At 61.4% G+C, this 12,022-nt stretch carries 13 protein-coding genes; 6 read left to right on the top strand and 7 right to left on the bottom strand.

Annotated elements, in window-relative coordinates; all coding sequences use genetic code 11:
• Positions 1-55: 55 nt before the first annotated feature.
• Positions 56-439 (bottom strand): hypothetical protein, encoded by a 384-nt coding sequence (locus AC1MDC_RS18645; protein WP_085700948.1) that lies wholly within the window; start codon positions 437-439, stop codon positions 56-58.
• Positions 440-587: 148 nt separating this feature from the next.
• Between AC1MDC_RS18645 and AC1MDC_RS18640 the strand changes: the two genes are divergently transcribed.
• Complete coding sequence (locus tag AC1MDC_RS18640; protein ID WP_085700947.1) at positions 588-785, top strand: heavy-metal-associated domain-containing protein; 198 nt, start codon at positions 588-590, stop codon at positions 783-785.
• Positions 786-902: 117 nt separating this feature from the next.
• A complete protein-coding gene (locus AC1MDC_RS18635) occupies positions 903-2,105 on the top strand; it encodes a multidrug effflux MFS transporter (protein ID WP_480393469.1) in 1,203 nt (400 codons plus the stop codon).
• An 11-nt stretch (positions 2,106-2,116) separates the two neighbouring features.
• Here the strand turns inward: AC1MDC_RS18635 and AC1MDC_RS18630 are convergent, their stop codons facing one another.
• The 3 genes from AC1MDC_RS18630 to AC1MDC_RS18620 form a co-directional block, all read right to left on the bottom strand.
• Positions 2,117-2,290, bottom strand: a complete 174-nt coding sequence (locus tag AC1MDC_RS18630; protein ID WP_170929797.1) for a hypothetical protein — start codon at positions 2,288-2,290, stop codon at positions 2,117-2,119.
• Between the two features lie 166 nt (positions 2,291-2,456).
• Entirely contained in the window at positions 2,457-3,470 is a 1,014-nt protein-coding gene (locus tag AC1MDC_RS18625; RefSeq protein ID WP_480393468.1) for a zinc-binding alcohol dehydrogenase family protein, read from the bottom strand.
• Between the two features lie 32 nt (positions 3,471-3,502).
• On the bottom strand, positions 3,503-3,796 hold the full coding sequence (locus AC1MDC_RS18620; protein ID WP_085700944.1) for a putative quinol monooxygenase: 294 nt from the start codon (positions 3,794-3,796) through the stop codon (positions 3,503-3,505).
• 117 nt (positions 3,797-3,913) lie between these two features.
• On the opposite strand from AC1MDC_RS18620, the gene AC1MDC_RS18615 reads away from it, so the two are divergent.
• The 3 genes from AC1MDC_RS18615 to AC1MDC_RS18605 all read left to right on the top strand — a co-directional run bounded on the left by AC1MDC_RS18615 (position 3,914) and on the right by AC1MDC_RS18605 (position 7,389).
• The gene (locus AC1MDC_RS18615) at positions 3,914-4,843 is read left to right on the top strand and encodes a LysR family transcriptional regulator (RefSeq protein ID WP_085700943.1); all 930 of its coding nucleotides are present in this window, start codon (positions 3,914-3,916) and stop codon (positions 4,841-4,843) included.
• A 305-nt stretch (positions 4,844-5,148) separates the two neighbouring features.
• Positions 5,149-5,883, top strand: a complete 735-nt coding sequence (locus tag AC1MDC_RS18610) for an ArsR/SmtB family transcription factor (RefSeq protein WP_085700942.1) — start codon at positions 5,149-5,151, stop codon at positions 5,881-5,883.
• Between the two features lie 126 nt (positions 5,884-6,009).
• Positions 6,010-7,389 carry an MFS transporter gene (locus AC1MDC_RS18605; protein ID WP_234206380.1) on the top strand — a complete coding sequence of 460 codons (1,380 nt, stop codon included), beginning with the start codon at positions 6,010-6,012 and terminating at the stop codon, positions 7,387-7,389.
• A 49-nt stretch (positions 7,390-7,438) separates the two neighbouring features.
• Here the strand turns inward: AC1MDC_RS18605 and AC1MDC_RS18600 are convergent, their stop codons facing one another.
• The 3 genes from AC1MDC_RS18600 to AC1MDC_RS18590 form a co-directional block, all read right to left on the bottom strand.
• Positions 7,439-8,392 carry an adenosine deaminase gene (locus tag AC1MDC_RS18600; RefSeq protein WP_007958502.1) on the bottom strand — a complete coding sequence of 318 codons (954 nt, stop codon included), beginning with the start codon at positions 8,390-8,392 and terminating at the stop codon, positions 7,439-7,441.
• An 80-nt stretch (positions 8,393-8,472) separates the two neighbouring features.
• The gene (locus AC1MDC_RS18595; protein WP_480393467.1) at positions 8,473-9,438 is read right to left on the bottom strand and encodes an isopenicillin N synthase family dioxygenase; all 966 of its coding nucleotides are present in this window, start codon (positions 9,436-9,438) and stop codon (positions 8,473-8,475) included.
• A 72-nt stretch (positions 9,439-9,510) separates the two neighbouring features.
• Positions 9,511-10,584, bottom strand: a complete 1,074-nt coding sequence (locus AC1MDC_RS18590; RefSeq protein WP_480393466.1) for a BMP family ABC transporter substrate-binding protein — start codon at positions 10,582-10,584, stop codon at positions 9,511-9,513.
• Positions 10,585-10,871: 287 nt separating this feature from the next.
• On the opposite strand from AC1MDC_RS18590, the gene AC1MDC_RS18585 reads away from it, so the two are divergent.
• Positions 10,872-11,963 carry a calcium:cation antiporter gene (locus AC1MDC_RS18585; RefSeq protein WP_085700937.1) on the top strand — a complete coding sequence of 364 codons (1,092 nt, stop codon included), beginning with the start codon at positions 10,872-10,874 and terminating at the stop codon, positions 11,961-11,963.
• The last annotated feature ends 59 nt before the right edge of the window (positions 11,964-12,022 follow it).

The following is a 12,022-nucleotide window of genomic DNA, read 5'->3' as shown; positions in this document are numbered from 1 at the left end:
CGCAGAGCGTCACAAGAGGCATTCCCACGCAGAGCTTGGGAACGAGCGGCAGGCTTTAGTAACCGAGGCCGGTCGGCTTGAGGTACATGCCTTCCGCATTCATCGCGATGCGGAATTTCAGGATGTCGCCGGCATGCAGTTTGATCTCCTGCGAACCTGGCGCGAGCATGCCCGGGTTGCAACCCGGCATTTGCCCCGGCAGCAGTTTCAGGCGCAGCGAAACATTGCCCGGCGGCAAGTTGAACGAGGTGCTTTGTTCCTGGAACAGGCGCGCCGACAGTTGATCCTGGATGTACACGCCGATTTCGCACGAGGTCGCGACTTCCAGGCGCTCGCGGGAAATGATCAGCACCCCGTAATCTTCCCCGGCGGCATGCACCGAAGGGATCGCGGCAAAGAGGCTGAGTAAGCCAAACAGGCTGAAAGCTGACCAGCGCATGGCTGAATCTCCTGAATTCATGTCATTGATGCACGCAGCTTGGCCGAGCGCGGCGCCGATTGCCAGCCCGGCAGTTTTTTGCAGAACTTGACCTTGCCATTGTGGCAAGCCCGAGACTGCCGGCAACCTCACTCAAAGGAGTCATTCCATGCAAGTGTTCACTGTTGAAGGCATGTCCTGCGGTCACTGTGTCAAAGCCGTCACCCAGGCGGTGCAGAGCAAGGATCCGACCGCCAGCGTGCGGGTCGATCTGGCGGCGAAGGAAGTCGGCGTCGAAAGTGCGCTGAGCGCCGAGCAAGTGATCGAGGCGATCAGCGAAGAAGGTTATGCGATCAAACTCGCCTGATCTTTTTAATAGTTAGCGAGCTACCGGAATGTTCAAGGCGTCCTCGCGCGGCTAGACTGTCGGGCTGCATAGTCAGTCCGACTGCCCAACCCAACCGCCGCCCGAACTGGACGCCTGATGAACTTCCGTACCCTTCTGATTCTCGGTGCCCTGACCGCTTTCGGTCCGTTGGCGATCGACTTCTATCTACCCGCCTTTCCAACCATGGCGCTGGCGTTCGGCACGGATGAGAAACACGTCCAGCTGACGCTGTCGGCTTACTTTTTCGGCCTGTCCATCGGCCAACTGGCTTACGGGCCGTTGGCGGATCGCTTCGGTCGGCGGATTCCGCTGCTCATTGGTCTGGCGCTGTTCACGCTGGCGTCAGTGGCCTGCGCCTACGCGCCGAATCTGGAATGGCTGATCGGCGCGCGGCTCTTGCAGGCGCTGGGCGGCTGTGCGGGGATGGTGATTGCCCGGGCGGTGGTCAGCGACAAATGCGATGCGGTGGGCTCGGCGAAAGTCTTCTCGCAACTGATGCTGGTGATGGGGCTGGCACCGATTCTGGCGCCGATGCTCGGCGGCCTGCTGGTGAACACGTCGGGATGGCAGTCGATCTTCCTGGTGCTGACCGGTTTCAGTGCCTTGGCCGGACTGGCGGTAGCCCTCGGCCTGCCGGAAAGTCTGCCGGCGCATGTTCCGCGTCAGCCGTTGTCTGGCGCCCTGCGTCAGTACGGCCGGTTGCTGACCGATCCGGTCTACATGGGCCATGCCCTGACCGGCGGCATCGCCATCGCCGGGATGTTTGCCTACATCGCCGGTTCCCCGTTCATTTTCATCAAATTGTATGGCGTACCCGCCGAGCACTTCGGCTGGCTGTTCGGTACCAACGCGGCCGGGTTCATTCTGGTGGCGCAGGTCAATGCGCGGCTGCTGGCCAAACGTGGCCCGGCCTTCCTGCTGTCGCGAGCGGTCTGGGTTTACCTGTGTGCCGGGCTGACGCTGCTTGCGGTCGGCGCCTTGCACACCGAGGCGCTGTGGCCATTGCTGATTCCGTTGTTCATCTGCGTGGCCAGCCTTGGTTGCATCAGCCCCAATGCGGCAGCGTGTGCAATGAACGGGCAGGGTGGTCGCGCCGGCAGTGCTTCAGCCTTGCTCGGCAGCCTGCAATTCAGTGTCGCCGCCGGGGCTTCGGCGCTGGTGGGGATCCTGCACGATGGCACCGCGGTGCCGATGGCCACTGTCATCAGCCTGTGTGGTCTGCTGGTGGTGTGTGCAGCGATGCTTACCCGGCGCATACAGAATGCCCGGGCGCTGGCAAAGGCGCAGGCTGAAATCTGAAGTCGAAAGCCTCAGCCGACAGCGCGCTGCTGGTCGGGATCGGGAATCTGATGGGGCGCGCGCAGACGCGCTTCGAGGGTGCGAGTGAAGGCGCGAGCTTCGGCCTCACTGCGGAAGGTCACGGCGTGCTGGTCGAGACGAACTTGCCACTGGGACTTTGCCACTTCTTTTATCAGGATCTTCATTGCTGACCTCCCGTACGTAAAAGATTGCATCGCAGAGGACTCGAGTGTAGTCCTGAATACGATCGCAATTGTGACAAGGGTCAAGCATCTGACTGACGGCAAAAAAACACCGCAGCCCCCGAGCCAGCCACATCAGAGGCTGAAGAAGGCTGCGGTCTTCCGAGTTTTAGAAACCTTCTAAAACAATTTTCCCCTTGGCCTTGCCGCTTTCCAGCAACTCATGGGCGCGGCGCAGGTTGCTTGCGTTGATCGTGCCGAAGTGCTCGCCGACCGTGGTTTTCAAGGTCCCGCTGTCGATCAGCCCGGCCACCCGGTTGAGCAGTTTGTGCTGCTCGATCATGTCCGCGGTTTCGAACAGCGAGCGGGTGTACATGAACTCCCAGTGCAGCGACAGGCTCTTGCGCTTGAGCTTGGTCACGTCCAGCGCCTTCGGATCATCGATCAGCGCCAGCTTGCCTTGCGGTGCCAGGGCTTCGACCAGTTGGTCCAGGTGCTGGTCGGTCTGGGTCAGGCTGGCCACGTGGGTCACGTTGGCGACACCGGCGCGTTTCAGCTCTTCGCTCAACGGCTGGCTGTGATTGATCACCCGATCAGCGCCCAGTTCGGTCACCCAGTCGCGGGTCTCCGGGCGGGAGGCGGTGCCGATCACCTTGAGCCCGGTCAACTGGCTGGCGAGTTGGGTGAGGATCGAACCGACGCCGCCGGCCGCGCCGACGATCAGCAGGCTCTGGCCTTCATCGGTATTGCCTTCGCGAATCTGCAGGCGTTCAAACAACAACTCCCAAGCCGTGATCGCCGTCAGCGGCAGGGCAGCAGCTTCGGCGAAACCGAGGGTTTTCGGCATATGGCCGACGATCCGCTCATCCACCACGTGCAGTTCGCTGTTGCCACCGGCCCGGGCGATGGAACCGGCGTAGAACACCTTGTCGCCGGCCTTGAACAGGGTCACTTCACTGCCGACGGCCTTGACCACACCGGCCACGTCCCAGCCCAGTACCTTGGCGGCGCCGCCTTCGGGCGCGACGTTCTGGCGAACCTTGGTGTCGACCGGGTTGACCGAAATCGCTTTGACTTCTACCAGCAGGTCGCGGGGGCCGGCTACCGGTTCCGGCAATTCGATGTCTTGCAGGGATTTTTCGTCGCTGATCGGGAGCGAGGCGTAATAGGCGATGGCTTTCATGGAAATCTCCAACAGTGAATATAAGGAAGGCTTCAGGCAATGACGCGCAGGCGCTTGAGTTCGAAGTGTTCGAGGAACGCCTCGGCCTGGCTGCGGAAGTGCTGGATATGGGCGCTGGCATCGTGAGCCTGCAGGGCTTCGTCGCTGGCCCACTGCTCGATCATGTAGAAGGCCAGCGGATTGGTCAGGTCCTGGTGCAGTTCGTATTGACCGCAACCGGCTTCGGCGCGGGTCGGCTCGATCAGAGCGCGCAGGTGCTGTTCGAGGGCCTCCTGCTGGCCAGGTCGGGCGATCAGGGTGGCGATGGCGGTGAAAGGCTGGGACATGTTCGACTCCGGGACAGGATGAATTCGATGGATGGCATGATTGGCTATTTCTGCGGGAGATAAAACCGGCTAAAAGAGCAGTCTCTTTCAATATTTTTTTGATAATCGGGGCTGAGGATGCTGCGTTTCGATGACTTGCAGTTGTTTGTTCGGGCGGCGGATCTGGGCAGCCTGTCGGCGGCGGCGCGGGTGATGGACATGTCCGCCGCCGTGGCCAGTGCTGCGCTCAAACGGATCGAGCAGCAATTGGGCGCGCGGCTGTTGGCGCGCTCCACTCGTAGCCTGCGGCTGACGGCCGAAGGTGAAGGGTTTCTCGAATACGCCCGGGCGGCGCTGAGCAATCTCGATGAAGGCCGCCGCCTGCTGGCCAGCGGGCAGGATCAGGTCAGCGGGATTCTGCAGCTGTCGGCGCCCTCCGACTTCGGGCGCAACCTGCTGTTGCCGTGGCTCGATGATTTTCAGCGTGAACACCCGAAGCTGACGGTGCGCCTGTTGCTGGGCGACCGCATCGCTGACCTGTTTCGCCAGCCGGTGGACATCGCCTTGCGCTATGGCGAGCCGGAGGATTCGAGCCTGGTGGCGTTGCCGATTGCCCCGCACAACCGACGGGTGTTGTGCGCATCGCCCGCCTACCTGGCCCGGCACGGCGAGCCGCTGCATCTGGAACAGCTCGCTCAGCACAACTGCCTGCTTTATATGCTCGGTGGCCGGGTGCACGACCATTGGAGTTTCCACGACGGCAAGCGTGAAGTCGGCCTGACGGTCAGTGGCGACCGCTTCAGTGACGATGCCGATGTGGTACGCCTGTGGGCGGTGGCGGGAGCCGGCATCGCCTACAAGTCGTGGCTCGATGTGGCCGGTGATGTGCTGGCGGGGCGGCTGAAAGTGCTGCTGCCGGAGCTGCTCTGCGAACGCGCTCCGCTGAATCTGCTGTGCGCCCATCGCGCACAATTGAGTAAGCCAGTGAACCTTCTGAGGGAAATGCTCGCCAGCCGTTGCGCCGAATTGGGTAGCCGTTTTCCCGTTTTCCAGAAGTCTGACCATTAGTCGCAGGTAAATAGCGAAATTTCTCTCAGGAACAATCACCAACCACGGGCACTCCGGCGCAGGACGCCGCGAGCAACCCGCTTATACTAACGGCCGCCTGTTGCCCGCACCAAAAGGCCGATGCGAGAACGATCAGACCGCAACCGGCCGGGTAGGGTCGAGGGTCGCGACAGTGCTGCGGTTTCCTTGCTGCGGCGCGCTGCCTCGCTTCGGCTCAAGGTATTTTGCGCGCCTTGGCCGACGACTGATTACTGGTCAAGATGTCTATGAGCTGTAGACGATACGATTCAACAGGGAGTGAATAGATGGAACATGCACCTTGCATCAGCCAGATCGCCACGTTGCTGGCCGATCCCAAACGCAGCGCAATGATGTGGGCGCTCATGGATGGCTCGGCGCGGCAGACCGAGGAACTGGCGTTGCTGGCGGGGCTTTCGCCGTCATCGGCCAGTGCGCATCTGGGGCGCTTGTCCGCTGGCGGTCTGTTGAAGGTCGAGGCGCGCGGTCGCAAACGCTTCTTCCGCCTGGCGGCTCCCGAAATCGGCGCGGCCATCGAAGCGCTCGCCAGCGCCACGCTGGCCAGCGCTCCGCGAGAAATCCCCGAAGTGTTCAAGCGTGCCTCGCCGGTCGTCAGACCCCAGGCGGCTCCTTCATCACTGCTGCGCGCACGGTTTTGTGACGACCATCTGGGCGGAACGCTGGCCGCCGACCTGTACCAGCGCCTGCTTGATGCCGGATGGATCGAACAGCTTGAGCATCGAGTGGTAGTCACGCATAAAGGCTCGACACAATTGGCCGGGCGCGGCGTTTATATCCAGGCGCTGGCCCACCGCAATGCCCAGGTGGCGTGCGCCTGTCCGGACTGGAGCGAACGTCGCCCGCACATGGGTGGCTCGCTGGGAGCGGCGTTGCTGCAGTTGTTCATGCAGTCGGGCTGGCTGGTGCTGCCCAACGATTCCCGCGCCTTGCAACTGACGGCGGCGGGCCAGCGGGAAATTCATCGATTTGCCTGTGAAACCGAGCTGGAAATGGCGTTGTAGAGCGCTTTCCTCCACTGATTTGCTAGCAAACGTCGCCAGCGACTGCGAACACGTCGCATCTGGCACAGGCGCGTCACCGCTATCGCGCACACTCGATCCGGGGACTTTTCGGATTGAGGAGGTGGCATGGACACGGGAAACTTCAGCGCGGCAGATCGACTGGAGCGTCTGCCAGTCAGCGGTTATCACCGGATCATCTTCATCATCATCGCCCTGGCGTTTTTCTTCGACTCCATGGATCTGGCGATGATGACCTTCCTGCTCGGCTCGATCAAAGCCGAGTTCGGCCTGAGCAGTGCGCAGGCTGGTCTACTGGCCAGTTCGAGTTTTTTCGGCATGGTGCTGGGGGCGTCGCTGTCCGGACTGCTGGCTGATCGGTTCGGTCGCAAACCGGTGTTCCAATGGAGCATCGTCTTGTGGGGGCTGGCCAGTTACCTGTGTTCCACGGCGCAGACGGTCGAGAGCCTGACGCTGTTTCGCATTCTGCTGGGGATAGGCATGGGCATGGAGTTTCCGATTGCCCAGTCCATGTTGTCGGAGTTGATCCCCGCGCAGCGTCGGGGTCGTTACATTGCCTTGATGGACGGTTTCTGGCCGCTCGGTTTCGTGGCTGCCGGGGTACTGTCGTATTTCCTGCTGCCGTTGATTGGCTGGCGCGACATCTTCCTGGTGTTGGCGGTGCCGGCGGTGTTCGTGCTGGCGATCCGCTTTTTCATTCCCGAGTCGCCGCGCTGGCTGGAACAGGCCGGCAAGCATGACGCGGCGGACAAGGTGTTGCGCGGGATCGAAGCGCGGGTACAGGCCTCACTCGGCGGTGCTGCATTGCCGGAGCCGGTTCGTCTGCCACGAAGCATGACCCCTCCGGGCCATTTCCTTTCGGCGCTCAAGCAGATCTGGTCACCGTTGTATCGCCAGCGCACGACGATGATCTGGAGCCTGTGGTTCTTCGCGTTGCTCGGTTTCTACGGCCTGACCTCGTGGCTCAGTGCGTTGTTGCAACAATCGGGTTTTGCCGTGACCCAGTCGGTGTATTACACGGTGCTGATTTCCCTCGGCGGGATTCCTGGCTTCCTGATGGCCGCCTGGCTGGTGGAGCGTTGGGGTCGCAAGCCGGTGTGCATCGTCACGTTGCTCGGCGGCGGGGTGATGGCGTTTCTGTACGGACAAAGCGCGGTGTTTGGCGGCAACGTGGCGCTGCTGATCGGCACGGGTCTGTTGATGCAGTTTTTCCTGTTCGGCATGTGGGCGGTGCTCTACACCTACACGCCGGAACTCTATCCGACCTCGGCGCGGGCAACGGGCTCGGGGTTTGCTTCGGCCATCGGACGCGTCGGCTCGCTGCTCGGGCCGTTGGTCACCGGGCTGGTGTTCCCGATCACCGGGCAGGGCGGGGTGTTTGCGCTGGGTGCGTTGTGCTTTGCGATCGCGGCGGCAGTGGTGTGGCTGTTCGGGATGGAGACCCGCGGCAAGACGCTGGAAGAGCTGACCGAAGCGGTCGTGCGCTGAGAACTGAAAAGCCGTTCGAACACGGGCATGTTCGAACGGCTTTGTGCCTTTACGGTTTTACCAATCGCGCATCCAGACTGTTCTGCGCCAGGCGTTTGGCCTGATCCTGGGTCATGCCCAGATGGGTGTGCAGCGCATGGAAGTTCTCGGTCACGTAACCACCGAAGTACGCCGGGTCATCGGAATTCACCGTGACCTTCACGCCGCGCTCGAGCATGTCGAGGATGTTGTGCTGCGACATGTGATCGAACACGCAGAGCTTGGTGTTCGACAGCGGGCACACGGTCAGCGGGATCTGCTCGTCGATGATTCGCTGCATCAGGCGCTCGTCTTCGATGGCGCGTACGCCGTGGTCGATGCGCTGGATTTTCAGCAGGTCGATGGCTTCCCAGATGTACTCCGGCGGGCCTTCCTCACCGGCATGGGCGACGGTGAGGAAGCCTTCGTGACGGGCACGGTCGAACACGCGCTGGAACTTGCTCGGCGGGTGACCCATCTCGGAACTGTCCAGACCCACCGCAACGAATGCATCGCGGAACGGCAGCGCCTGGTCGAGGGTTTTCTGTGCTTCGTCTTCGCTCAGGTGGCGCAGGAAACTCAGGATCAAGCCGCTGGTGATGCCCAGTTGCTGCTCGCCATCCTTCAGCGCGGCGGCGATGCCGTTGAGCACCACTTCGAACGGGATGCCACGGTCGGTGTGGGTCTGCGGATCGAAGAACGGCTCGGTGTGAATCACGTTCTGTTCTTTGCAGCGCAGCAGGTAGGCCCAGGTCAGGTCGTAGAAATCCTGGGAGGTGCGCAACACGTCGGCGCCCTGGTAATACAGGTCGAGAAATTCCTGCAGGTTGTTGAAGGCGTAAGCCTTGCGCAGGGTTTCAACGTCGCTCCACGGCAGGGCGATCTTGTTGCGTTCGGCCAGAGCGAACAGCAGCTCGGGCTCCAGCGAGCCTTCGAGGTGCAGGTGCAGTTCGGCTTTGGGCAGGGCGTTGAGCCAGTCGTACATATTCTTTTCTCATCAGGTGCAATGACGGCATTCTACAGATGCGCGCCGAAACAATTGGCAAAACCTGACCAACCGATCCATCACACCGCTTCCTGCTCCCGTCGATAGGCGTAGGTATCGGCGAAGCGCGACAGCAGGAACTCGGCGCAGGTGGTGGTCGGATATTTCGCCGGATGCTGTGCGTCCTGGCAACCGGGCAGGCACTCGATGCGGGTATCCGGATGCGGCTCGGCGAAGAACGGCATCGAGTAGCGATCCACGCCGAGCGGGCTGATGACCCGGTGCGGGGTGGAGCGATAACGGTCGTTGCTCCAGCGCGCCATCATGTCGCCGAGGTTGACCACAAAGGTACCTTCGATGGGCGGTGCGTCGATCCACTGGCCTTTGACGTTTTTCACCTGCAAGCCACCGGCCGCGTCCTGATACAACAAAGTGATGCAGCCGTAATCGGTGTGCGCGCCGGCACCTTGCTGCTCGGCGGAACTGGCGGTGTGGCGCGGCGGGTAGTGGATCATTCGCAGCACGCTGACCGGTTCATTGAAGCGAGTGTCGAAGAAGTCGCGCTCGATGCCCAGCGCCAGAGTCATGGCCCGCAACAGGGTTTGCGCGAGGGCCTGCATGTCGAGATAGTGCTGCTCCATCAGCGCTTCCCAGCCGGGCATCGCTGGATGACGGTTGGGGCCGCGCAAGGGTTTTTCCGCCAGCACCTCGGGATGATCGGCCGGCAGGTGCAGGCCCATGTCGAAGGTTTCCTTGAGGTCGCTGGGTTTGTCCGGGTCGAGTTGTTCGGTGGCGATGGCGCCGTAGCCGCGGTGATGGACGGTCCGGGTGATGTCGATCTTGAGTTTTTCTTCTGCCGGTTGCGCAAAGAAGCGCTGCGCGTAATCAAGCAGGGATACGATGCGCTGCGCAGAAATCGGATGACCCTTGATATAGAAAAAGCCCCATTCGCGGCAGGCGTGGTCGATCTGTTCGGCGACGGCGGGCCAGGCGTTCTGGTCGTTGGAGTAAAGCGGCGAGATATCGATGATCGGGAGTTGGTTCATTTCGAATGCTCTTTATTGATCGTTCCGACGCAGAGCGTGGGAACGATCAGGGTCAGGTCGGCGTCAGGTTGGTTACTTCGGCATCTCGGCCTTCATGCCTTCGACGTAGTAATTCATCGACGCCAGTTCGGCGTTGGTCGCGCTCACGCCCGCCGGGATTTTCTCGACGCCGGCCTGATCCTTGATCGGCCCGGTGAACGGTTGAAGGGCGCCGCTCTTGATGTCGGCGATGATCTGCTCGGCTTCGGCCTTTACCGGTGCCGGCACCAGATCGCTGATCGGCAGTTCGACCGTGCCTTCCTTCAACCCGCCCCAGTAGTACTGGGATTTCCAGGTGTGGTCGATCACGCTCTGGGTCGCCTGAATGTAGTGCGGCGCCCAGTCGTTGACGATCGAGGTCAGCACCGCTTTCGGCCCGAAGTGCGCCATGTCCGAAGCGTAGCCCACGGCATACACACCGCGCCGTTCGGCGGCCTGGATCGGCGCCGGACTGTCGGTGTGCTGGAACACCACGTCCACGCCCTGATCGATCAGCGCGTTGGCGGCGTCAGCCTCTTTGCCCGGATCGAACCAGGAGTTGACCCACACCACTTTGATCTCCGTGCCGGGGTTGTATTTGTTCAGGGCCAGCTGGATGGCGTTGATGTCGCGGATCACTTCCGGGATCGGGAACGAGGCTACGTAGCCGATCTTTTTGGTCTTGGTCATTTTCGCGGCCAGGAAACCGCCGACATAACGGCCCTCGTAGGTACGAGCGAGGTAGGTGCCGAGGTTTTTGTCCTGCTTGTAGCCGGTGGCGTGTTCGAAGGTCACCTTGGGAAACTGTTTGGCCACTTTCACCGTCGGGTTCATGTAGCCGAAAGAGGTGGTGAAGATCAGGTCGTAATTGTCCTTGGCCATGTTGCGGATCACCCGCTCGGCATCGGCGCCTTCGGCGACGTTTTCCACATAGTTGGTGGTGATCTGCGAGCCGAGTTTTTCCGCCAGCGCCTTGCGCCCCTGCTCATGCTGATACGTCCAGCCATGGTCGCCGATGGGGCCGATGTAGACGAAGCCGACTTTCAGTGGATCGGCGGCACTGGCGCTCAGGCTGAGGCCAAGGCCCATGGCGATGCACAGCAGTGTTTGCAGTGGACGTTTTTGCATGAACGCGAACTCCCTTTTGTTGTGTGTGGGGAGGGCAATGCAAAAGGCTGACCAAGCGGACAACAAATCGATTCGAAATCGCGGCGAGGCCTTTGCGGGCAAGCCCGCTCCCACAAAAAAACGCGATCCCTGTGGGAGCGAGCTTGCTCGCGATGAGGCCGGCCGGGCCGAAAAAAGTGCATGGCCGTACAAGGACGCCATCCACTGGTGCGCTAAGGTGTAACGAAACGTTAGCGCCGCCCCGCAGTCAGTAGCTCATTCGCACTCTTCGGCAAAAAAGGCCCGTCATGTTCACCATCCTCAAGCAAGAAAGCTTTCTGCTGTTGGCCGTCATCGCCGCCTGTGTTGCCTATCCGCTGGAGCACTGGTTGCTGCACAGCGGCCAGATCGTTGCCCTGACGGCCGGGCTGGTGCTGATCGCGTTCATCGTCGCCGCCTCGATGCGCGTCGCCCATCAGGCTGAACTGCTCGCGGAAAAAGTCGGCGACCCGTACGGCACGATGATCCTGACGCTCGCCGCCGTGCTGGTGGAAGTGGTGATCCTGGCGATCATGATGAGCAACGAAGCCTCGCCGACCCTGGTACGCGACACGATCTATTCGGCGGTGATGCTCGACATCAACGGCATCCTCGGTCTCGCCGCGCTGATGGGCGGGATCAAGCATGGCGAACAGTCCTACAACGATGATTCGGCCCGCAGTTACAGCGTGATGATCCTCACCGCCATGGGCGTGTCGATGGTGGTGCCGGAGTTCATTCCCAAGGCCAACTGGAAACTCTATTCGGCGTTCACCATCGGCGCGATGGTGTTGCTTTATGCGTTGTTCCTGCGCATGCAGGTCGGGCCGCACAGCTACTTTTTCAGCTACAGCTACCCGGACAAACGCCGCAAGAAAGAGCCGGTGGAGCAGGAGCCGAAACCGGTCAGCCTGGCGCTGTCGATCGGCATTCTGGTGTTCGGTGTGGTGGTGATTGGCGCACTGGCCGAAGTGATGTCCAAGACCCTCGATCTGGGCCTGGAAGGGACGGGCGCACCGCCGGTGATCACGGCGATTCTGGTGGCGGCGATTTCGGCAGCGCCGGAGATTCTGACTGCGTTGCGCGCAGCGTTGGCCAACCGTATGCAGTCGGTTGTCAACATCGCGATGGGGGCTTCGTTGTCGACGGTGATCCTGACGGTGCCGGTGATGGAAGCAATGGCGCTTTACACGGGGCAGCCGTTTCAGATGGCGATGACGCCGGTGCAGACAGTGATGATTTTCATCACGCTGATCGTCAGCGCGATCAACCTTAATGACGGTGAGACCAATGCCATCGAAGGCATGACCCACTTTGTGCTGTTTGCGACGTTCATCATGTTGTCGCTGCTGGGCCTCTGAGAGCGACCAGCACCGACAGATCGTTCCCACGCTCTGCGTGGGAATGCCGCAAAGGACGC

The organism is Pseudomonas sp. 1 (genome assembly GCF_056626735.1).
Note: the sequence above shows the minus strand (reverse complement) of the source record. Positions and strands in the feature narration are given on the sequence as shown.

Coding starts and splice junctions, on each gene's coding strand:
- AC1MDC_RS18645 (WP_085700948.1), bottom strand. CDS start 439: ATGCGCTGGTCAGCTTTCAGCCTGTTTGGCTTACTCAGCCTCTTTGCC.
- AC1MDC_RS18640 (WP_085700947.1), top strand. CDS start 588: ATGCAAGTGTTCACTGTTGAAGGCATGTCCTGCGGTCACTGTGTCAAA.
- AC1MDC_RS18635 (WP_480393469.1), top strand. CDS start 903: ATGAACTTCCGTACCCTTCTGATTCTCGGTGCCCTGACCGCTTTCGGT.
- AC1MDC_RS18630 (WP_170929797.1), bottom strand. CDS start 2,290: ATGAAGATCCTGATAAAAGAAGTGGCAAAGTCCCAGTGGCAAGTTCGT.
- AC1MDC_RS18625 (WP_480393468.1), bottom strand. CDS start 3,470: ATGAAAGCCATCGCCTATTACGCCTCGCTCCCGATCAGCGACGAAAAA.
- AC1MDC_RS18620 (WP_085700944.1), bottom strand. CDS start 3,796: ATGTCCCAGCCTTTCACCGCCATCGCCACCCTGATCGCCCGACCTGGC.
- AC1MDC_RS18615 (WP_085700943.1), top strand. CDS start 3,914: ATGCTGCGTTTCGATGACTTGCAGTTGTTTGTTCGGGCGGCGGATCTG.
- AC1MDC_RS18610 (WP_085700942.1), top strand. CDS start 5,149: ATGGAACATGCACCTTGCATCAGCCAGATCGCCACGTTGCTGGCCGAT.
- AC1MDC_RS18605 (WP_234206380.1), top strand. CDS start 6,010: ATGGACACGGGAAACTTCAGCGCGGCAGATCGACTGGAGCGTCTGCCA.
- AC1MDC_RS18600 (WP_007958502.1), bottom strand. CDS start 8,392: ATGTACGACTGGCTCAACGCCCTGCCCAAAGCCGAACTGCACCTGCAC.
- AC1MDC_RS18595 (WP_480393467.1), bottom strand. CDS start 9,438: ATGAACCAACTCCCGATCATCGATATCTCGCCGCTTTACTCCAACGAC.
- AC1MDC_RS18590 (WP_480393466.1), bottom strand. CDS start 10,584: ATGCAAAAACGTCCACTGCAAACACTGCTGTGCATCGCCATGGGCCTT.
- AC1MDC_RS18585 (WP_085700937.1), top strand. CDS start 10,872: ATGTTCACCATCCTCAAGCAAGAAAGCTTTCTGCTGTTGGCCGTCATC.